This is a genomic window from Rhizobium sp. RM (genome assembly GCF_013390595.1).
Classification (GTDB): Bacteria; Pseudomonadota; Alphaproteobacteria; order Rhizobiales; family Rhizobiaceae; genus Agrobacterium.
The window spans coordinates 24,461-45,734 of the sequence record NZ_JACAWV010000003.1 but is presented as its reverse complement, the minus strand read 5'-3'; the positions used below and the strand labels follow the sequence as shown (position 1 = coordinate 45,734).

The following is a 21,274-nucleotide window of genomic DNA, read 5'->3' as shown; positions in this document are numbered from 1 at the left end:
AAATTAACAAAAGGCCCGGCAGTGTCGGGCCTTTTGCTTATTGAGCCTCAGTCGGCCTTTCCCGTAAATTTCCCCTCAAAAGCCACCTCGGCGAGGGGAAGACGTTTGCTCGGAACCTCACGCTCCGCCAGATCATCAGGCAAGGTATTTTTGTCCGTCAAAGTGCCGATAGCCACGGCCGCATTGACGACATAACCTTCGGGAACATTGAGTTTCTCGACGATCTGATCCTTGAAGATACCCGCCATGCCATGCGCGTGATATCCAAGCAGATGGGACTGCATTGCCAGTGAGAACCAGGCTGCGCCCGCGTCAAAGGCGTGAGTAGCGGATGGCTTTTTCTCTCCTTCGCGCGATAGGTTGTAGCTTCGGGAAATGACGAATAGCAGCGCCGACGCATTCTTCGCCCAGCGCTGGTTTCCCTCCATCAGCAGTTCCAGGAAGAGTGGCCAATCCTTGCTGTCGCGTTGAGCATAGACAAATCGCCAGGGTTGTTGATTGGAAGCGGATGGAGCCCAATGGGCCGCATCCAGGATCGTCAGCAGGTCTTCGTGCGGCATCGCCTTTCCATCAAAAGCGCGCGGCGACCAGCGATCAAGAAAAAGCGGATCGACGGGAAATTCTGATTGTCTTGTATTGCTGTTCGTCACGATCGGATCCTTGTGGTTGACGGAATGGAAAAGGTATTTTTCAAAACTTGGGTCGGTCAAGGGGTGACAAGTATAAATGCATCGTTCATATATGCATCACCTTGTCTGACAACTGGGAGAGAGCTCCATGAAATTGATGCGCGTCGGAAAGCCCGGCCAGGAAAAACCCGCAATCCTCGACGCTGAGGGTAAAGTCCGCGATCTGTCCGCTCATGTGAAGGACATTGGCGGTGACGCCATTTCGCCAGAAGGTCTGAAAAAGATCGCTGCGATCGATGTTACGACGCTCCCTGTTCTCAATGAGGATCGTATTGGCGCTTGCGTTGCGGGCACTGGCAAGTTCATCTGCATCGGCCTGAATTTCTCGGACCATGCGGCTGAAACCGGTGCAACCGTACCGCCGGAACCCGTCATCTTCATGAAGGCGACCTCCGCCATCGTTGGACCGAACGACAACGTTGCCATTCCACGCGGTTCTGAAAAGACCGACTGGGAAGTCGAACTTGGCGTGGTTATTGGCAAGACTGCGAAATACGTCTCGGAAGCCGATGCTCTGGACTATGTGGCCGGCTACTGCGTTTCGCATGATGTCTCCGAGCGTGCTTTCCAGACGGAGCGTTCGGGACAGTGGACCAAGGGTAAGTCCTGCGACACCTTTGGCCCGATTGGTCCATGGCTCGTCACGAAGGACGAGATCACCGATCCGCAGAACCTCGGCATGTGGCTGAAGGTCAACGGCCAGACGATGCAGGACGGCTCCAGCAAGACGATGGTTTACGGCGTGGCTCACGTTGTTTCTTATCTCAGCCAGTTTATGTCGCTTCAGCCGGGCGATGTCATTTCCACCGGCACGCCGCCCGGCGTTGGCATGGGCCTGAAGCCGCCGCGCTACCTCAAGGCTGGTGACGTCGTTGAACTCGGCATTGAAGGCCTCGGTTCCCAGAAGCAGACCTTCGTCGCCGACATCTGATCTGTTTTTCACCTGGAAATGAGAAGGCGCTGGCGGGAAACCGCTGGCGCCTTCAAATTTGTGCAACTGCGAAAAGCTGCTATGGTGAAAAAAAGAGCGTGATTTGCGAGGGAGGCGTAATCAGTGTTCTACCATCTTTATGAAATGAACCATGCTGCAATGGTGCCGTTGCGCGCCGGTGCTGATATGATGCGTCAGGCATGCAATAACCCCTTCAATCCGCTTTCAAGCACTGCGTTCGGCAGAAGCCTTGATGCCGGTTTTGAGGTTTTCGAGCGTCTGACACGTCGCTACGGCAAACCTGAATTCGGCCTTTCCGAAACTGTTATTGGTGGAAATAGCGTTGCGGTGACGCAGGAGATTGTCTGGTCGCGGCCATTCTGCAATCTCATTCATTTCGCGCGGGCTGCTGAAACAGAAGATCGACCCGATCCAAAGGTCCTGCTTGTCGCTCCAATGTCCGGGCACTATGCGACACTGTTACGGGGAACGGTCGAGGCGCTACTGCCATCGGCCGACATCTACATTACCGACTGGATCGACGCCCGCATGGTTCCCGTAACTGACGGGAAATTCGATCTGGATGATTACATCAGCTACGTCACCGAAATGTTGCAACACATAGGGGAGGGAGCGCATGTGGTTGCTGTCTGCCAGCCCTCCGTGCCGGTTCTCGCTGCCGTTTCGCTGATGGAAGCAGAGCAAGACCGTTTTACTCCCGCATCCATGACCCTGATGGGTGGGCCGATCGACACGCGTATCAATCCCACTGCCGTCAACGGACTTGCCAAGGCAAAGCCGATCGAGTGGTTCCGCGACAATGTCATCATGGACGTTCCCTGGCCGCAGCCAGCTTTCGGCCGCTCCGTCTATCCAGGTTTTCTGCAATTGTCGGGCTTCATGTCGATGAACCTCGACAAACACATGACGGCGCACAAGGATTTTTATCTGAACCTCGTGAAGAACGACGGGGATTCTGCCGAAAAGCATCGCGATTTCTACGATGAGTACCTGGCTGTCATGGATCTGACCGCCGAATTTTATCTCCAGACGGTTGAGACCGTGTTCATCGAACATGCGCTGCCGAAAGGTACGATGATGCATCGGAGTCGCACGGTTGATCCGTCCGCCATCCGCAATGTTGCTCTTTTCACCGTGGAAGGTGAAAACGACGATATTTCAGGTGTGGGTCAGACAAAGGCGGCTCACGATATCTGCTGCAACATTCCCGAGGATAAGCGCGCACATTACATGCAGCCGGATGTCGGCCATTACGGCGTGTTCAACGGTTCGCGTTTCCGCAAGGAGATCGTGCCGCGCATGCTCGCGTTCATGCATCAACACGCAAAAGCCTAGGGAGACAGGGGCGCTCGCACCGTATTTTCATGGTCAATCGGGGTTCGAATCGGCTATGAAAACAGCATGTTTTCGCTTCTCAGAAAATCCGTGAAGTCAACGGCGCCCAAAAGAGCCGTGCAAAGCCAGCGCACAGTCGAGGTGGCTGGCCGTAGTCTGCCGATTACAGTGAAGGAAAATCCACGCGCGACGCGCATCACTTTGCGGATAGAACCCGGTGGAAGAGCTTTGAAGCTCACGATACCGTTCGGGCTGCATCACGGGCAGGTGGACGATTTTCTGGAACGGCACCACGGCTGGCTTGAAGGCAAGCTTGGCAAGATTGGTCCCGATAACGGCCTGCGCCCCGGAGCAACGATCGAGATTCGTGGCGTCCCACACCGGATAGAACACACTGGGAGCGTGCGCGGTATAACCCGTATGTCCGAAGATGCGGATGGAGTGGCAATTCTCTCCGTCAGTGGTCTCCCCGAACATCTCGGGCGACGGATTTCGGCATTCTTGAAAAAAGAAGCCAAGGCGGATCTCGAAAAACTGGTGATGCACCACGCGAGAAGCGTAGGGCGACCGGTTCGTTCGATCACCATGAAGGATACGCGCAGCCGTTGGGGTTCATGTTCGCACGACGGCAATTTGAGCTTTTCGTGGCGGATCGTCATGGCACCCGAAAAGGTCATCGATTATCTTGCAGCCCACGAAGTGGCCCATCTGGCAGAGATGAATCATGGCCCTAAATTCTGGGCGTTGTGTGAAAAGCTCTGCCCGCACACAGAGGAAGCGAAAGCCTGGCTGAAGCGTCACGGTTCACAGCTTCACGCCGTCGACTTCGATTGAAGACGGTTCAGTGAATGACTATTTCTGGATTCACGTGAAACAATCGATACTAAAGCGCATCGTTGGCCCCCAAACGCAGTGGCGGATAGGCGGCATTCCCTGCGCTTTATACTCGACTCTTTCGACATTTCGTGTCAGGTCGCAGGTATGAAACCGGATATCAAGATTTGCGGATTGAAGACGCCGGAAGCGGTGGAACGCGCGGTTAGACGAGGCGCGTCCCATATCGGCTTCATCTTCTTTGAAAAAAGCCCGCGCAATATCGAACCCGATATTGCCGGCAAGCTGGCTGACACCGTTCGTGGCAGCGTGAAGGTCGTTGCCGTCACCGTCAACGCTGACAATGACGAACTGGACGAGATCGTCGATCTTCTGAAACCCGATATCCTCCAGTTGCACGGTAATGAAACGCCGGAACGTGTGCTGAACGTCAAGGCGCTGTATGGTCTGCCGGTGATGAAGGCAATTTCCATTCGGGACGCCGCTGATCTTGCCAAAATTGACCCTTATGTTGGTATCGTTGACCGCTTCCTGCTCGACGCCAAGCCGCCGACTGGATCGGACTTGCCTGGCGGCAATGGTGTGTCCTTTGACTGGACGCTTCTTCGCTCTCTTGACGGCAGCATTGATTACATGCTTTCCGGAGGGCTGAACAAGGATAACGTCGCCGGCGCTCTGGCTGAGACCGGGGCGAGGGGAATAGATATATCGTCCGGCGTGGAAAGTGCGCCGGGAGTGAAAGATCCGGCCATGATCGATACATTTTTCGATGCCGTGAACAATCGGTCGACTGGCCCAAAGGGAGCTTGAAGTGAACGACACGCCAAAACCCAATTCTTTCCGCGCCGGTCCCGATGAGGACGGACGCTTCGGCATTTACGGAGGCCGCTTCGTTGCCGAAACGCTGATGCCGCTTATTCTGGATTTGCAGGCGGAATGGGAGAAGGCGAAGACCGATCCGGAGTTTCAGGCTGAACTGAAACACCTAGGTGCTCACTACACCGGCCGCCCGAGCCCGTTGTATTTCGCTGAGCGTCTGACGGCTGAACTTGGTGGCGCCAAGATCTATTTCAAACGCGAAGAGCTGAACCATACCGGCTCGCACAAGATCAACAATTGCCTTGGCCAGATCCTTCTCGCCAAGCGCATGGGCAAGACCCGCATCATCGCCGAGACCGGTGCCGGTCAGCATGGCGTTGCCTCCGCAACGGTTGCGGCGCGCTTCGGTCTGCCTTGCGTCGTCTACATGGGCGCGACCGACGTTGCCCGTCAGGCGCCGAACGTATTTCGCATGAAGCTGCTGGGCGCCGAAGTGAAGCCGGTGTCGGCCGGCCATGGTACCCTCAAGGATGCCATGAACGAAGCGCTGCGCGACTGGGTCACCAATGTCGACGACACCTATTACCTGATTGGCACGGCTGCTGGTCCGCATCCCTATCCCGAAATGGTTCGCGATTTTCAGGCTGTGATCGGTCAGGAAGCAAAGGCGCAGATGCTGGAGGCTGAGGGCCGCTTGCCTGACGTCGTTATCGCTGCCGTTGGTGGCGGATCGAACGCCATCGGTATTTTCCATCCATTCCTCGATGACGAGAGCGTCAAGATTGTTGGCGTTGAAGCGGGTGGCAAGGGCCTTTCCGGCGATGAGCATTGCGCATCCATCACAGCGGGATCGCCCGGCGTTCTGCACGGCAACCGCACGTACCTGCTTCAGGACGAAGACGGTCAGATCAAGGAAGGCCACTCGATCTCCGCTGGCCTCGATTATCCAGGTATCGGTCCGGAGCATTCCTGGCTGAACGATATCGGCCGCGTGGAATATGTGCCGATCATGGATCATGAAGCGCTCGACGCGTTCCAGATGCTGACGCGCCTCGAAGGCATCATTCCTGCCCTCGAACCGAGCCATGCTCTGGCTGAAGTCATCAAGCGCGCGCCGAAAATGGGCAAGGACGAGATCATCCTGATGAACCTCTCCGGACGTGGCGACAAGGATGTCCACACCGTCAGCAAGTTCCTTGGAATGGATGTATAAGATCATGACCGCACGTATGGACAAACGCTTCGCCGATCTGCGCGCCCAAAATCGCCCGGCCCTGATTACCTACTTCATGGGCGGCGATCCGGATTTTGACACATCGCTTGCCATCATGAAGGCATTGCCGGAAGCTGGTGCGGACGTGATCGAACTCGGCATGCCGTTTTCTGATCCTATGGCCGATGGCCCGGCAATCCAGATGGCCGGTCAGCGCGCATTGAAGAGCGGTCAGACGCTGAAGGGCACACTCGATATCGCCCGAGAATTCCGCAAGGATGACGACGCAACCCCGATCGTTCTTATGGGTTACTACAATCCCATCTATATCTACGGCGTTGAAAAGTTCCTGGCCGATGCACTCGATGCAGGGATCGATGGACTGATCGTTGTTGATCTGCCGGCGGAGATGGATGATGAGCTTTGCATTCCCGCGCTCAAGTACGGCATCAACTTCATTCGTCTGACCACGCCGACGACAGATGAAAAACGCTTGCCGACCGTTCTCAACCATACGTCCGGCTTCGTTTATTACGTGTCGATGAACGGTATCACCGGTTCGGCTCTGCCAGATCCCGCATTGATCTCCAAGGCTGTCGGACGTATTAAGGCCCACACCGATCTTCCGGTATGCGTCGGTTTTGGCGTAAAGACTGCAGATCACGCCCGGACGATTGGCGCCATGGCTGATGGTGTTGTGGTCGGTTCGGCAATTGTTGCACAGGTTGCAGGCAGCCTTAGCGCAGATGGAAAAGCGACAGCCGATACCGTTTCGTCTGTCACGACACTGGTAAAGGGACTTTCAACGGGCGTGCGTGCATCGCGCCTTGCTGCTGCCGAATAATCTTGTTCGGTTAAGCGCAGTCAGTCACAGGAGTATTCAAGTGAACTGGATTACCAACTATGTTCGGCCGCGGATCAATTCCATGCTCGGCCGTCGCAACGATGTTCCGGAAAACCTCTGGATCAAATGCCCGGAAACCGGCGAAATGGTCTTCCACAAGGATCTCGAGGAGAACCTGTGGGTAATCCCGGCCTCCGGCTACCATATGAAGATGCCGGCGAAAGCCCGTCTTGCGACCCTTTTTGATGGCGGCGTGTTCGAAGCGCTTCCGCAGCCGAAGGTTGCTCAGGACCCCCTGAAGTTCCGCGATTCAAAAAAATACACCGACCGTCTGCGCGACAGCCGCATCAAGACGGATCAGGAAGACACGATCCTTGCCGGTGTCGGTAACCTCAAAGGCTTGAAGATCGTTGCCGTCGTGCATGAATTCCAGTTCATGGGCGGTTCGCTGGGCATTGCGGCCGGTGAAGCAATCGTCAAGGCATTCGAACGTGCCATTTCCGAGCGTTGCCCGCTGGTCATGTTCCCGGCTTCCGGTGGCGCCCGTATGCAGGAAGGCATACTTTCGCTGATGCAGTTGCCGCGTACGACTGTTGCCGTCAACATGCTGAAAGAAGCCGGCATGCCTTACATCGTGGTTCTGACGAACCCGACCACAGGCGGTGTTACGGCATCCTATGCAATGCTGGGTGACGTCCATATTGCCGAACCGGGTGCAGAAATCTGCTTCGCGGGCAAGCGCGTTATCGAGCAGACAATCCGTGAAAAGCTCCCCGAGGGCTTCCAGACATCGGAATATCTGCTGGAGCATGGCATGGTGGACATGGTGGTCGATCGCCACGATATCCCCGATACGCTGGCCAACCTCCTGAAGATCATGACGAAAGCTCCGGCTGATGTCACTGAACACAACCAGGTTGCGCTCGCAGCATCGGCCTGAAGAACAGAGAATGTCGCCCGAGGCCGCGCGCCGGCTTCGGGACGATGATACACCGACGCAGGACGACACCCTCCGATGCGGCGGACAGATGACCGGATCAGCGCCTGAAAGGCGGTTAGAAGACATGACGAAGCCCGCAATAAGCGAGGCCGAGCAGATCATCGAAGAGCTGATGCAATTGCATCCGAAAGGCTTCGATCTCTCGCTCGACAGAATTTCCCGCCTTCTTGAAAAACTCGGTAATCCGCAGAAGCGATTGCCGCCGGTTATCCATGTTGCCGGCACGAACGGCAAAGGGTCTGTTACGGCCTTCTGTCGCGCCTTGCTCGAAGCGGCAGGCCTTTCCGTACACGTGCATACGTCACCGCATCTGGTCAACTGGCATGAGCGCTACCGTATTGGTGTCTCCGGCGCCAAGGGCCGCTATGTCGAAGATGCCCTGTTCGCCGATGCTTTGCGGCGCGTGGCAGATGCCAACGACGGGCAGATGATTACGGTTTTCGAGATTTTGACAGCGGTGATGTTCCTGCTGTTTTCGGAACAGCCCGCTGATGCAGCCATTGTCGAGGTTGGGCTTGGTGGCCGCTTCGATGCGACCAACGTCATCAACAACCCTGCCGTATCCGTCATCATGCCCATATCGCTCGATCATCAGGCCTATCTGGGCGATCGTGTCGAGCTGATTGCCGCGGAAAAGGCGGGCATTATGAAGAGCGGTTTCCCGGTGGTGATTGGTCATCAGGAATACGATGCCGCGCTTGATGTTCTGGTCAACACAGCGGAGCGGCTGGGCTGTCCGGTCACTGTCTACGGACAGGATTTTGCTGCGCATGAAGAATTTGGCCGAATGGTCTATCAGGACGAGTTCGGGTTGACGGATGCGCCGCTTCCCAGACTTCCCGGCCGTCATCAACTGGCCAATGCTGCCGCTGCTATTCGCGCCGTCAAGGCTGCCGGTTTCGAGGTGACGGAGCGTATGGTTGAAAAGGCGATGACGTCCGTCGAATGGCCTGGTCGACTACAGCGCATTCAGGACGGCAATATCGCCGATCTGGCGCCCGAGGGTTCAGAAATCTGGGTCGACGGTGGCCACAATCCTGGCGCCGGTGAAGTTATCGCTGAAGCCATGGCTGGTTTCGAGGAAAAGAAACCCCGACCACTGTTTATCATCGCGGGAATGATCAACACCAAAGATCCCGTCGGTTATTTCAAGGCGTTCGCTGATATCGCCGAATATGTCTTCACCGTTCCGATAACGGGTACGGATGCGGCGATTGATCCGGTGGTGCTTGCCCATGCGGCTTTTGATGCAGGTCTGGTGGCTGCTCCCACATCTTCCATCTCCGAGGCATTGGAAGAGCTGGTTCGCCATCTTGATCCTGAGGCGCCGCCGCCGCGTATTCTGATCGGCGGTTCGCTCTATCTCGCCGGCAATGCGTTGGCTCTGAACGGAACAATACCTCAATAAAAAAGCCCCGGTAAACCGGGGCTTTTTTCATCTCAACATACTGTAATCTCAGGCAGCGCCGGAAATCCAGGCGGAAAGCGCAGTCTTGGGAGCTGCACCAACCTTGATGTCTGCCACTTCGCCACCCTTGAACATGGCAAGCGTCGGAATGGAGCGAACGCCAAACTGGGCGGCCAGTTCGGGGTTTTCGTCGATGTTCAGCTTGGCAACCTTGACCTTGCCAGCAAGCTCAGAAGAGATTTCTTCAAGGCTGGGGGCGATCATCTTGCACGGGCCGCACCATTCAGCCCAGAAGTCCACGACAACGGGTTCAGCGGAATCGAGAACTTCGGACTGGAAGTTGGCGGCATCGACTTTTACGGTAGCCATATCTGGCTCTCCTTTCAGTGAATCTTTTTCCGCTATCGATGTGATGCGGGCAGGGGAGAATTTCAATGCCCCGGTATCTCACTTTGTTTTTATTGCGGCAAGGGCCTGCGTCATAGCATCGTTTCCAAGCGTCACGAAAGACGCGTTTTCCGTATAAACCAGTGCGCAGACAAAGGTCTTGTCCGGATAGAGCGGGGTCAGGATTTCCCGATAGATGGCAAGCTGCGCAATATGCGCAAAAGGAATTTCATTGGCAGCGCGAGGCGGAGCCCGGTTGGTCTTGTAATCGACCAGAATAACGCGGTCGCCATCGACCGCCAGCCGGTCGATGCGGCCGGAAACGGCATAATCCTGCCTGCCGAGTGTCATGGTACCCATGACAGAAACTTCTGCCCTGCTGTTCGGTGAAAAGGCGCATTGAATGGCTGGCTCCGAAATCACGCGCAACACCGCTTCGATCAATGATTCACGCTCGGACGAAGGCCAGAATTGCGCTGCGCGATCCGCATAACGCCGGGCTGCCGCTTCGCGCGCATCATCGGGGAAATCCGGCAAGGTTTGCAACATGCGATGCACCAGCCTTCCTCGTTGCAGGGCTAGCGTCGACCCCACCGTTTTCTGCGTAAAAAGCCGCGAGGATACGATCAGGTCGTCGGCCCCGTCATCGACGATCATACCGACGCCCGAGGGGCTAAGGGGTCGTGGGAGTGAAGGCAGCGGTGGCAAAGGCGTCAGCAGTCCGGCGGGAAGATGGATTTCCTGCTCATCCGCGATTTCCGCCGTTGCCTGTGTGTGTTGGACCGAACGCACGTCCGAGGATCGCCACAGCACGCCGTCCCAATCCTCGCCTCCGGCAGAGAACTGTTGTGGCTTTGAACGCTCTGGATGGTCGGAGAGGGCGGTTTTGACAATTGCATGCCAGCATTCAGGGTTTTCTGTCGGGCCCCGATACCCGCAAACAATCAGGTGGTCGGCGGCGCGCGTCATTGCCACGTAAAGCAGGCGCCGGTATTCTTCTTCGGCCGCATCCTTCAGCCTGTCTTTATCCGCTTCCACCAGACTGTTGGAAAAACCACTGCCGGGTAACCAGACCGGGAAGGCGGTGTCGGGCTTTTCGATAAAACGCAGGCTTGGCAGATGGCTGTGGTTGAAAGCCTTTGAACCGCCATCAACGACAAACACGACCGGCGCCTCAAGCCCCTTTGAAGCATGCACAGTCATGATGCGTACTTCGCCACGATCCTTGTCCTGCTCGCGCTTCACCTCAGGAGAATCGGTTTCCAGAACCGATATGAATGCCTGAAGGCCGGGCATGCCGGCCTTTTCGTGATCCAGCGCGAAAGAAAGAAACTCGTCTAGAACGTCACTGGCCTCGTTGCCCAATCGGCCGAGAAACTGTTTTCGACCATCAAACAGGGTCAGAACGGCGGCGAAGAAATCATGCACCGTTGCTGTCTTGGAAAGCGAGATGAAACTTTGCAGTTTCTGCCGAACCATCCCGAGACGGCTGTCGTTTTCGGCAAGGTGTATCAGCCGTTGCCAGGCACTTTCGGTATCCGCGCGTTCGGCACAGACCGCGAAAACATCGTCCTCGGTCAGGTTGAAAAGTGGGCTTTTCAGGAGTGCAGCGAGCGAAAGATCGTCCTGCGGCAACACCACAAACCGGCCAAGTGCAAGCAGATCCTGGACGGCGATGTGATCGGTCAGCCGAAGACGGTCGGCACCGGCAACAGGAATATTCTTGCGCTGCTTCAACTCACGGGTCAGCGCATTAACGAAGGCATGGCGTTTTCGCACCAGCACGAGAATGTCACCCGGCTCGATTGCCCGCTCGACACCTTTCTCGGCAATCGTCTCCTTGCCGATCATCTCCGCGATGCGCGCAGCTATCCTGCGTGCGACTATCGCAGGGGGAGCGCTCTCTCGCAGCGCATCAAAGGGCGCAGTCCAATCCTCTTCGTTTTCGGTGATTTCTGGGACCACCATGTCCCAGACTTCAACCGTTCCCGGCTGTCCGGCCCGGTTGGATCGGTGTTCGACCGGCTCCTTGTCGGCACTCAAACCGCTGGCGTTGTCGGGGTTGGCAAATACCTGGTCGACAGCAGCCAAGACATCTTCGGTGGATCGGAAGGAGAGCGGTAGCCGGATACGATGAAACTGCTGTTCCACGGCATCCACGCGTCGTTTGGTCTCTTCGCGTTCCTGCGAGAAACGCTCCGGCCGCGCCCCCTGAAACGAGTAGATCGACTGCTTCTCGTCACCCACTGCAAACAGGGTGCGCCGGCCCTTGCGGGCACTCTCGCCGCTAAAGAAATCTGCCGCAAGCGACTGAATGATGGACCATTGCACCGGGCTGGTGTCCTGCGCCTCGTCGACGAGAATATGGTCAATGCCCTGATCCAGCTTGTAGTGAACCCAGGCGCCAGCCGTATCCCGGTTCAGGAGATTGGCGGCCCTTTCGATCAGATCCTCGAAATCGAGCTGACTGCGTTGCTTTTTCAGATCCTCGAAGTCGCCGATCAGCCGCTCCGCCAACACCAGAGCAGCCTGGGTGGCTTCCAGCATACGCAGCAGGCGGTAGCGTTCCCGGCACGATGCGACATGGTCTCTCGCCAGCGTCAGCGCATCGATGAGATCGGGTGACGCTTTCTGCATGGCCTTGTTGATGACGTAGGCATCCGATTTTTTATCGCCCTTGGCCGTTAAAAGAGCGGCCTCAACGAATGCCATGCGTTGCAATGGGTCGGTTTGCCGTTTGGCTTCCCGCAATGCGTAGGCTACGTCGATAACGCGGGAGCCACCGAGTTCGTCGGCGAGCGTCAGATAAGTGTCGAGTGCCAGACCCGAAAGACCGGGCAGGGGCCAGTAGGCGGCGGCGGCCGTTTCAAGCGTTTCTCCCGCCTTGATCTGCATGGCAAAGCGCAATGTGGCATCAAGGCCGCCTGACTGCCGTGCTTCATGCAGGAAGGCGCGCAGCGCACTGCGATTGGCGATAATGGCGCTCAACAGCGATTCAAGGCCGCTTTCATCGGCAAGATCAAGAACATAGGCAAGGGAACTCGCCAGCTCGGCATCGTTGTCTATTGATACCGCTGTCAGAAGAGATCGACGCGCCTCCGCAAGCAGGGTGGCGGCTGCGCGATCATCCAGAACGGAGAAATGCCCGGCAACATTGGCCTCGAGTGGAAACTGGTGCAGCAAAGCTTCACAAAACGCGTGGATGGTTTGGATTTTAAGACCACCAGGTGTTTCCAGCGCCTTGGCGAACAGACGGCGAGCCTCCGCAAGCTTGATAAGATCAGGTATCTTGCCTTCGATGGAAGCAATCCGGTCTCTGAGATCGGAATCCGGCAAAGTAGCCCACTCGGCCAATCGATCGAAGACGCGGCTCGACATTTCCGAGGCCGCAGCCTTGGTGTAGGTAAGGCAGAGGATGGCCGAGGGCCGGCAACCGGCAAGCAGCAGACGGATCACACGCTGGGTCAGCACATGTGTTTTGCCGGAACCGGCATTGGCGGACACCCAGGCGGAGCTTCCCGGATCGGACGCAAGCCTCTGGCGCGCGGTCGTCCAGTCGATCCAGCTTTCAGGATTGTCGGCGATAGGGCCAGCATCGAAAAGATCAATCGCCATCGCCGTCTCCTGGTTCTGCCGTCGACCATTCGGAAACGCGGGCAAGGTGATCATATTCGCCACCGTAAGATTGCTGTTCTTCAGGCACCAGACGGGAAGCAAAACCGTTTTTGCCGTCTCTCAGGGAGCCAACGAACTTTGCAAGCTGATCGATCGATTCCGTTGCCAGATCGATGGCAGACTTCGGTGGTTTTTTGCTTCTTGCAGCGCCTTCGTTGTTAACCTGGTCCCAATGAAATCGGTCGCCTGGGCGCAACCGGACATAGATCAGGTTTTCCGGAGTTGGCGATCCTGCATCCTTGAATGCGCCGCGCATCAACGCGGCCGCCTCCAGCGAAAGCTGCGGGTCAAGAAGAGCACGAGCCTGATTGACGGAAGGAGCAAGCCCGGTCTTGTAGTCGATGATATCGGCATGACCGCTTGTCTTGATGTCGATACGGTCGGCAATGCCTGTCAGACGAATGCCTGCCTCAGCAATTTCCTGTCCGGCTCTTGCCTCGAAAAAGCTGCGTCGGATCGAGGGATATCTCTCGCGCTCCCAGTCGATGAAGGCGCGCGCCACGGCTTCGAAGCGTGGACGCCAGATGACATCGACATGTGGCGGCAGATTTTCCGAATCGAAACATTCGTTGAGAATGCGGTGCATCGCATCCAGTGAAGCAGGCGTTCCCGGAATATGGCCTTCTCGCGAATAACGTTCGATGATGGTGTGGTAAAGCGTGCCACGGTCGGCCGCACTTGGGTCGCGGTTGAACTCTCCCAGAGGATCGAGGCGCAGGATGCGTCGTGCATAGATAGCATAGGGGTCGCGGCGTAATTTTCCGACTTCACTGAAGGAATAGCTTTTCGGCTGCAGCTCTGCCGGTGGTTTTGGTGCTGGGCGTTTTGCGGCGTCCTGTTCAATACCGGCGTCGAGGAGGGTCGCCCAGCGTCGGAATGTTTCACCCCGATCTCTGAGATGTTCGGCGAAGTCCTCACCGCCCAGTGCCAACAGGCGTTGCAGCCAACGTGATGCGACGGCTGGCGTGGAGCCCTGCCGCAAGGCCCGGCTATAGACGATGTGGCGCGTACCGTTGGCCATTTCGAAATCATGGGCCAGCTGTCCGACACTTCGTTCTGGTGGTTCCAGGCCGATTGCCGTTTTCATGGTTCGCGACAGGAACGGATTGTTGGCTGTTTGCCCCGGCCACAACCCTTCATTCAGTCCGCCGATGACAATCGTATCGACATTTTGAAGGCGTGCTTCCAGCGCACCAAAAATAAAGACGCGCGGATGACTCATCGCACGTGGCTTGATGGAATCACCGGTGACAAACGCTGCGAAAATATCGATCCATTGGGGTCCGTCCGCATCGAGAACATCACCGCTTTCCATCAATTCGGAGAACAATGCGGAGAGTTTGTCTCCGGCTTCGCCAGACCACAGTCCCGCCAGATCGCCATTTTCGTCAGCGCAGATCGCCTCGATCACGCGCCCGGTTCGCTCCGACCAACTGGAAAGCGGCAGCTTCTCAGTTAAAGCACGTCCTGAGCGGCTGCGGCTGACAAATGCAGACTGAAGCGGTTCGATTGCCGCCTGGATTCGTCTGGCGAGATCACGGGCCGTTTCCACGCTTCCGTCCGGCAGTGCTGTGCGCCATTTCGGCGGGTGGCGATCATCCTTCTGCATTAGGAGTTGGGCATCGAGGACGGCCTCCAGATTGCCAATCTCGGTTTCCAGTCTTCCACCACGCAGTGCGATCAGTTCCAGAGCTGTTGCCGCGGCCTCAAATGCATCTTGTGAGAGGCCGAACCGCGCCAAGGGGTGTTTGAGAAGCGAAACAGCGGAGACGGGGTCGCCGGGTCTCAGGACGGCTTCTAGCACAAGCTGAACCAGCCCGGCCTGCGGTGTTGCCGATAGCGGTGTACCGGCTGAATCATCGGCAATGATGCCGAAGCGCTTTAATTCTGTCGCCACGCGTCGCGCCAGACCGCGATCGGGCGTGATGAGGGCAGCTTGTGACGCGCGGCCTCGAACCGGTCTTTCCAGCGCCAACTTCAGTGCGATCGCGACTGCAGTAGCCTCTTCTCGTTCATTGGCAGCTTCGATCAAGGTAGCGGAGGTGAAGGCGTGATCGAAAAAACCATCGGGTTTGGATTCGCGCCACCTGTTCCACTCGCTTGTGGATTTTACCGGGGCAAGCGCCATCGAGAATATAGAGGCACGGTCTTTGAGATCGTTATCCAGTTGACCGATCTGCTCGACGTCCTGCCGCAATACAGCAAGTTTCCGGAGCAGCAAGAAAAGACCGTATTGAGAGTGCGTCCGGCTCGCGGGATCGGTCAAATCCTCACCGATTGCCTGCCATTGCTCCTCGGGCATGGCGAGATCGAGACCGGGCAGCACGACAACACCTTGCGGCAGAGACGCAACCGAAGCGATGAAGTCCGCGGCTGCGGGAATGGAGCCTGTGGAACCGGCAACGATGATCGGCCCAGTGTCTGGTATTCTGCCAAGCCGTTCTGCTTCGGCGCGCAGAATGGCATTTCGGTGCCGCCCGGCCGATGACCGGTTAAGTTCGCCCAGGCGGGCTGGCCAGAACACACTGGCGATTTTCAGGAACTCAGCGGTGAGTTGCCACCATTGGGCATGTTCGCCAGTGTCCAGTTCGGAAAGCGCTTCCCAATCCTTCTCTTCCGTGTCCATTGCATCGATCACTTCACCAAGCGCACGCGCAAGCCATACGGCATCGGCAGGACTTGCTGGCGCGACGAGCGGTGAGTCCGAGTGAACGGCGCGGATCGCATCGGGCAGGCTGTTGCGCCATGCCAGAATCAGGCGAGCCAGTTCGATCAGGCGTCCGGTGCCGGAAATTGGTGGCGCCATATCCATGATTTCAGGATTTTCGATATCGAAGAATCCACTGTCGTCATCGCTTTCGCCGAGTGGCCGAATAAGCGGCAGAATAGCCGACCGCCCGCCCAACAGGTCCACAAATTCGGACCGCAAGACGCGGGCAGAACGGCGGGTCGGCACGTAGATCGTAACCTTGGCCAAGGAAAGCGGATCGGCCGTATCGTATTTATACGACGCGGTGAGTGTACCGTTGCACAACTCTTCCGCGAGTGTTCTGAGGAACGGCGTTCCCGGTGCAATAGTCAGAATGCGTTTGGCAGATGCCAATGGCTTGTCTCACTGTGTCGTTGAAAATGCAGCGATGGTTTTCTCTGCATCCTCTATAGCATCCGGCGTGCCGACCGTAATCCACTGACCGTTCAGCGAGAGTCCAAAAAGCCGTTTTTTGGCAATGGCGCGGTCGAAATAGATGTTGAGATTGAAGGCGTCATCCGGCGCATCATCCAGCAGCCGTGAATCCATGGCAATGGCACCTGCATAGACGACCGGGCGCGGTTCACCTTCATTGTAGCGCGTCAGGAGACCATCATCAGCCAGGTTGAAGTCTTTTTTGCCGTTATGCCCGGTGGTGCGATCCATATCGACGCAGAGCATCGCCATATCCATCGTCTTCGGATCGAAAAAAGTCGCGAGTCTATGCAAACTCGTCTCGGTGCCAGGCGCTTCACCAACCCAGAAGAGGTCGGCATTCATGACGAGAACCGGGCCCGGAGGCAGAAGCTTCAGGCCCTTGGCAAGACCACCACCAGAGTTCATCAGTGTTTCCCGCTCATCGGAAATCAGGATATTGACGTCTTTGCGGCTTTCAAGGTGCGCGACCATCTGGTCCGCATGGTGATGGACATTGATGGCGATGGTTTCGACGCCCGCGTCGACCAGCACGTCGAACACGTAATCGATCATTGGCCGACCCGCGATTTTCACGAGAGGTTTCGGGATCGTATTGGTGATGGGCCGCATTCTTGTACCGAGACCGGCCGCCAGCACCATTGCTTGTCTGATCGTCATGTCGAAAGCTTCGTTATGAGTTGAGGTCTACACCGGCGCCCGAAAGCCAGTCCCGCAGAGGCGCAAGATCGGGATGCATGAGGGCGGAATGAAGATAAGAGAACGTGCGCGGCATATGTTTCATATAAGCCGGTTTGCCATCCCGTTTCATCAGCCTTACCCAGATACCCACGAGCTTGCAGTTGCGCTGTGCCGCCATGATGGCGAAGGCTTTCAAAAAAGCTTTCTCGTCAAAGGCCGGGTTTCTGCCGCGAATATCGAGGTAATGCTGCATCAGTCGCGCTTGCATTTCAGGTGAAATCGTCACCCGCGCGTCCTGCACGATAGAGGCGAGATCGTAGGCATTCGGCCCGATCATCGCATCCTGAAAATCGATGAGACCGACCTGGTCGATGCCAGATTTGTCATGCTGCCAGAGGATGTTGGGCGAATGGAAATCGCGCAGCAACAAACCCGTTTCCGCATCGTTAAGCTTGGCGATCAACTGGTCCCAGACCGCGAAATAGGCCTGCTTTTCGCTGCCGTCGATTGCCTCGACCCCACGAATATAGGGCAGGTACCAATCGACCAGCAACGAGGTTTCGATTTTCATCGCATCCGGATCGAAGGCCGGAACATCATGGCTTGTCCCATCAGGAAGCGCGATCATGCCAGGAGCAGGCGCCTCGTGCAGGGCTGCAAGGCAGGCGACGCTTTGCATGTAACGCGCTTCGATTGGCTTGCCGTCTTCGTCCAGCACACCATCACGCCCGATATCCTCCAGCAGCAGAATCCCGTTTTCCAGGCTCTGCGCCACAATGGCCGGTGCCGAAAATCCGTTTTCTGTCAGATAGCTGTCGATGGCGATGAATGGCTTCACGTCCTGAGCAAGATGCACGATTTCCGCGTAGGTCTTGCCATCCTTGATGATCGGTCCGCGTGGGGGTGGTTGCCAGTCCATCAGCACATATTGCGTGCCGTTGTCGCGCACCAGCTCATAGGTGCGGTAGGAAGCATCGCCGCTGAAATACCGCCGCGAAGATCCTTTTTTGTCATTGGCTTCAAGGAAACTACGGATTGCCAGAACACGTTCTAGCCGGGCGCGCTGCTTGGGTGGCGCATCAATGATCGCGACGCGGCCTTCACCTTCATGCGTCAGCCGAAGCGTAATGGTGCTGTCTCTGGGGAGATCGCTGGCCGCAATCTCTGGCCACTCGATCAGGCAGACACCATCGGAGAGCATTTCGTCTATACCGAGTTCATCCAGTTCGGAGATATCGGAAAGGCGATAAAGGTCCAGATGCGCGACAGGAAAACGAAGCGAATAGGATTGAACGATGGTGAAGGTGGGGCTTGGCACTTCCAGCCCATCGTCATCGGCAATGGCGCGAATGAGCGCACGAGCAAGTGTCGATTTTCCTGCGCCGAGGTCGCCGACCAGTGCAATGCAATCGCCGGGCTTGACAGTCAATGCCAACTCCTCACCGAGCCGGATCGTTTCGGCTTCATCGGCGAGGAAGATGGAAAGAGGCGAAGTCGTATCGTTCATTCTGCGGCGATGGAATGCGGATTGACGCCGGCAGGAATACGGCAGGTGACGACGGTGCCATTGCCGGGGCGGCTATCGATGGTCACTGTTCCATGATGAAGGCTGACAAAGCTCTCGACGATCGAGAGACCAAGGCCTGCACCCGTCTTGCGCCCACCGTTTCCGTGTGTCGAGAAACGATCGAACACCGACTTCAGCATGTCTTCTGGAATGCCGGGGCCCTTGTCGGACACCGAGAAGACGAAATCACCTTCGCTGCGCTGGCAGGTGAGCTGAACGGATGCGCCATCCGGCGAGAAGTTGATTGCGTTGGTCAACAGCTTGATGAGGATCTGTTTCAGACGCTGATGATCTGCCACCAGTGTCCCAAGGTGGACCGGCGCGACGACTTCGAGCGAAATACCACTTTCCTGCAAACGGTCGGCGATCTGCAGGGAAACGTCATCAAGCAGTTCGTTCAGATCGTTGTCCGAGTAATTGAGCTGCATGATACCGGCATCAACAGTCGCAAGATCAAGGATGTCGTTGACGATGGTCAGCAGAACCGCCGAGGAGGTGGAGATGTGGTCGAGATATTCGGCCTGTCGTTCCGTTAGGTCGCCAATTCCCGGCGTTTTCAGAAGATCGGTAAACCCGATGATGTTGGTCAGCGGTGAGCGCAGCTCATAAGAAACATGCTGTACGAAATCGTTCTTGAGTTCGTCGGCCTTGAGAAGCGCGTCGTTCTTTTCCTTCAGCGCTCGCTCGGCACGCACGCTGTCCGTCATGTTGACGAAGGTCAGCATGGTCTGTGCATCTGGAAGCGGAATGATCGCATAGTCGAGAACAAGACCGGATAGCAGTTCCAGCGTACCTTGCTTGGAAGGCCGCTCGTCGTCGAAACTGGTAATGAACCGGCTGAAATCACGCCAGCCATCCGGCTTGTCGTAGGATTGTTCGCAGGCTGTTTCGATAGCGCGGATATGAGTTCCGGTTTCTGCCTGATCGGCGGTAATGCCCCACAGGGCGCGGAAAGCCGGATTGGAAAGACGGATACGTCCGTCAGCGCCAAACACCGCAACCCCTTCAGCAAGGTGATCGATGGTTTCGCCCTGAACCTTGACCAGCGTGTTGTAACGGGTCTGAAGATCGACCTGCTCGGTCAGGTTCTCGAACACCCACGTCGCTCCGCCCTGCGGATGGGCTGTGGCGATGACCCTCAGCGTCTGTCCGTTCGGCAGGTGCCAGAGATCGGTCTTGGTATCGAGCGAACGGTAAACAGAAAGCGCTGTTTCTTTCCAGTTCTTCCAGTTCAGCTGTTCAGGCAGCTTGCCGGCGGTACGCAGGCGGTCAAGAAGTTCGGAATTGTCGGGCTTGCCTTCCAGGAAAACCAGATCAAAACCCCACAGGCTGACAAAGGCCTGGTTATAGAACTGCAGGCGCTGGCGACCATCAAAAATGGCAACAGGCGTTGCAAGATGATCCAGCGTTTCCGCGTGGCTCTTAAGCACACGCTTCAGTTCTTCACGAAGTGTTTCCGCTTCCGTGGCTTCGATGGCGATGCCCGCCGAGCCACCAGTCGTCTTGACGTCCACCACATCGAAGAAGGTCCGATTGCCTGAAACGACGGTAGAGATGCGATCGTGGTAGGGAGAGTCGGGCGTTGCTGTCGCGCGTATCTTTTGCCGCGTGACGGTGTTCAGCAATTCACGCTTTTCTGTAATCGCCAGCGATGCGTCCCGCGCATCCACAGACTGAGCATAGGCGTGATTGACCCAGGTCAGCTCGCCGTCGCCATTGCGGCGCCAGACTGGCTGTTCGAGAGAATCGAGTAGCTCCTGGAATGTCGAGATCGAGGCGATCAGGCGTTCGCGCTCGACCTGCAATTCGGCGTGTTCGGCACGCAGATTGTTGAGGGCGACGAAACGCGCAAAGGCGTTTCCACCGGACACGCGCCCCTGAACCTCAATGACTTCGCCGCGCTGTGTCTCGACAGTCAGGTCAAAGCTCTGGGCATGGCTACGCAGTTTCTCGATGGATTTTTCAAGCTCACCTGCAGAGGACGGCTTGAGCCAGCGCCCGAAAGCCAGAAAATCCTGATCTGCCTGTGGCGCACCAGTCTCGACGGGTAGCTGCCCAAGAAATTCCGGACGCTTCTCGGCGCCATCCCAGATGACGATGCGACGGCTCTTGTCGGAGATCAGTGCTTCGTATTTCGTGATCTTGTGATGGGATTCTGCAAGTGCCCGGCGATACTCGCTGCTCTCCGCTTCGATGTTACCGCGTTGGCGAACCAGCCAGACAATCGAAAACAGCGTTGCTGAAAGAATACCGACAAACAAGGAATAGGTGATGGTTTCCCCGGAGGAAAACAGCCGCGCTCCGGTTGCCACGGGCGAACCGTCCTGCGCGACAGCGATCGTCGCTGAACCGCCCAGAATAGTGCCGGCTAGCAAAGCCGGAACTCTCGACAGACCTGATCGCACGATCTTGAATGTGCGCTGGCAACGCGCCAGCATTTGTGCGTGCAACGATACGCCGTGAAGCGCGTCGTCACCGCTTTGAGTTACCCGCTCGCACGGATAGGAATTGTGTACCGACATCCCCGGTCTGTCTCCGTCCTGTGTGCCGCATCTTCGACAAGACATCCCATTTCGCCGCGCCGCCTGACGCATACGAATCAAGTCCAAAGACAATACCGCCTTCACAAAAGACCGGGAAGGGAGGGCGCAAAAAAGATGCCGCGCGCTTTGTCAAGCGCACGGCA

15 protein-coding genes are annotated in these 21,274 nt (G+C 56.8%); 8 read left to right on the top strand and 7 right to left on the bottom strand.

Going from position 1 to position 21,274, the window contains the following annotated elements:
• Positions 1-47: 47 nt before the first annotated feature.
• Complete coding sequence (locus HWX89_RS02420; RefSeq protein ID WP_138795119.1) at positions 48-650, bottom strand: nitroreductase family protein; 603 nt, start codon at positions 648-650, stop codon at positions 48-50.
• Positions 651-777: 127 nt separating this feature from the next.
• Between HWX89_RS02420 and HWX89_RS02415 the strand changes: the two genes are divergently transcribed.
• The 8 genes from HWX89_RS02415 to HWX89_RS02380 all read left to right on the top strand — a co-directional run bounded on the left by HWX89_RS02415 (position 778) and on the right by HWX89_RS02380 (position 9,094).
• The gene (locus tag HWX89_RS02415; RefSeq protein ID WP_138795118.1) at positions 778-1,620 is read left to right on the top strand and encodes a fumarylacetoacetate hydrolase family protein; all 843 of its coding nucleotides are present in this window, start codon (positions 778-780) and stop codon (positions 1,618-1,620) included.
• A 123-nt stretch (positions 1,621-1,743) separates the two neighbouring features.
• A complete protein-coding gene (locus HWX89_RS02410) occupies positions 1,744-2,976 on the top strand; it encodes a polyhydroxyalkanoate depolymerase (RefSeq protein ID WP_138795117.1) in 1,233 nt (410 codons plus the stop codon).
• A gap of 66 nt (positions 2,977-3,042) precedes the next feature.
• The gene (locus HWX89_RS02405; RefSeq protein WP_138795116.1) at positions 3,043-3,810 is read left to right on the top strand and encodes a M48 family metallopeptidase; all 768 of its coding nucleotides are present in this window, start codon (positions 3,043-3,045) and stop codon (positions 3,808-3,810) included.
• Positions 3,811-3,957: 147 nt separating this feature from the next.
• Positions 3,958-4,620, top strand: a complete 663-nt coding sequence (locus HWX89_RS02400) for a phosphoribosylanthranilate isomerase (protein WP_138795115.1) — start codon at positions 3,958-3,960, stop codon at positions 4,618-4,620.
• 1 nt (position 4,621) lies between these two features.
• Positions 4,622-5,842, top strand: coding sequence for a tryptophan synthase subunit beta (gene trpB, locus HWX89_RS02395; protein ID WP_138795114.1), 1,221 nt, complete (start codon positions 4,622-4,624; stop codon positions 5,840-5,842).
• Between the two features lie 4 nt (positions 5,843-5,846).
• Positions 5,847-6,686, top strand: a complete 840-nt coding sequence (trpA, locus tag HWX89_RS02390; RefSeq protein WP_138795113.1) for a tryptophan synthase subunit alpha — start codon at positions 5,847-5,849, stop codon at positions 6,684-6,686.
• Between the two features lie 40 nt (positions 6,687-6,726).
• Positions 6,727-7,626 (top strand): acetyl-CoA carboxylase, carboxyltransferase subunit beta, encoded by a 900-nt coding sequence (gene accD / locus HWX89_RS02385; RefSeq protein WP_138795112.1) that lies wholly within the window; start codon positions 6,727-6,729, stop codon positions 7,624-7,626.
• An 88-nt stretch (positions 7,627-7,714) separates the two neighbouring features.
• On the top strand, positions 7,715-9,094 hold the full coding sequence (locus tag HWX89_RS02380) for a bifunctional folylpolyglutamate synthase/dihydrofolate synthase (protein ID WP_422646305.1): 1,380 nt from the start codon (positions 7,715-7,717) through the stop codon (positions 9,092-9,094).
• 48 nt (positions 9,095-9,142) lie between these two features.
• Here the strand turns inward: HWX89_RS02380 and trxA are convergent, their stop codons facing one another.
• From trxA to HWX89_RS02350, 6 genes are all read right to left on the bottom strand, one after another.
• Positions 9,143-9,463, bottom strand: a complete 321-nt coding sequence (trxA, locus tag HWX89_RS02375; RefSeq protein WP_138795110.1) for a thioredoxin — start codon at positions 9,461-9,463, stop codon at positions 9,143-9,145.
• Between the two features lie 78 nt (positions 9,464-9,541).
• Positions 9,542-13,096 (bottom strand): double-strand break repair helicase AddA, encoded by a 3,555-nt coding sequence (gene addA, locus HWX89_RS02370; protein ID WP_138795109.1) that lies wholly within the window; start codon positions 13,094-13,096, stop codon positions 9,542-9,544.
• Positions 13,086-16,259 (bottom strand): double-strand break repair protein AddB, encoded by a 3,174-nt coding sequence (gene addB / locus HWX89_RS02365; protein WP_138795108.1) that lies wholly within the window; start codon positions 16,257-16,259, stop codon positions 13,086-13,088. Before addB ends, addA begins: the two co-directional genes overlap by 11 nt.
• Positions 16,260-16,268: 9 nt before the next feature.
• Complete coding sequence (locus tag HWX89_RS02360; RefSeq protein WP_138795107.1) at positions 16,269-17,000, bottom strand: nucleotidyltransferase family protein; 732 nt, start codon at positions 16,998-17,000, stop codon at positions 16,269-16,271.
• Between the two features lie 13 nt (positions 17,001-17,013).
• Entirely contained in the window at positions 17,014-18,528 is a 1,515-nt protein-coding gene (gene tsaE / locus HWX89_RS02355) for a tRNA (adenosine(37)-N6)-threonylcarbamoyltransferase complex ATPase subunit type 1 TsaE (protein ID WP_138795106.1), read from the bottom strand.
• The gene (locus HWX89_RS02350; protein WP_502707573.1) at positions 18,525-21,026 is read right to left on the bottom strand and encodes a sensor histidine kinase; all 2,502 of its coding nucleotides are present in this window, start codon (positions 21,024-21,026) and stop codon (positions 18,525-18,527) included. The genes tsaE and HWX89_RS02350 overlap by 4 nt, the downstream gene beginning before the upstream one ends.
• Positions 21,027-21,274 lie beyond the last annotated feature (248 nt).

Coding starts and splice junctions, on each gene's coding strand:
- HWX89_RS02350 (WP_502707573.1), bottom strand. CDS start 21,026: ATGCTGGCGCGTTGCCAGCGCACATTCAAGATCGTGCGATCAGGTCTG.
- trpA (WP_138795113.1), top strand. CDS start 5,847: ATGACCGCACGTATGGACAAACGCTTCGCCGATCTGCGCGCCCAAAAT.
- tsaE (WP_138795106.1), bottom strand. CDS start 18,528: ATGAACGATACGACTTCGCCTCTTTCCATCTTCCTCGCCGATGAAGCC.
- HWX89_RS02415 (WP_138795118.1), top strand. CDS start 778: ATGAAATTGATGCGCGTCGGAAAGCCCGGCCAGGAAAAACCCGCAATC.
- trxA (WP_138795110.1), bottom strand. CDS start 9,463: ATGGCTACCGTAAAAGTCGATGCCGCCAACTTCCAGTCCGAAGTTCTC.
- HWX89_RS02405 (WP_138795116.1), top strand. CDS start 3,043: ATGTTTTCGCTTCTCAGAAAATCCGTGAAGTCAACGGCGCCCAAAAGA.
- HWX89_RS02380 (WP_422646305.1), top strand. CDS start 7,715: ATGACCGGATCAGCGCCTGAAAGGCGGTTAGAAGACATGACGAAGCCC.
- addA (WP_138795109.1), bottom strand. CDS start 13,096: ATGGCGATTGATCTTTTCGATGCTGGCCCTATCGCCGACAATCCTGAA.
- HWX89_RS02400 (WP_138795115.1), top strand. CDS start 3,958: ATGAAACCGGATATCAAGATTTGCGGATTGAAGACGCCGGAAGCGGTG.
- HWX89_RS02360 (WP_138795107.1), bottom strand. CDS start 17,000: ATGACGATCAGACAAGCAATGGTGCTGGCGGCCGGTCTCGGTACAAGA.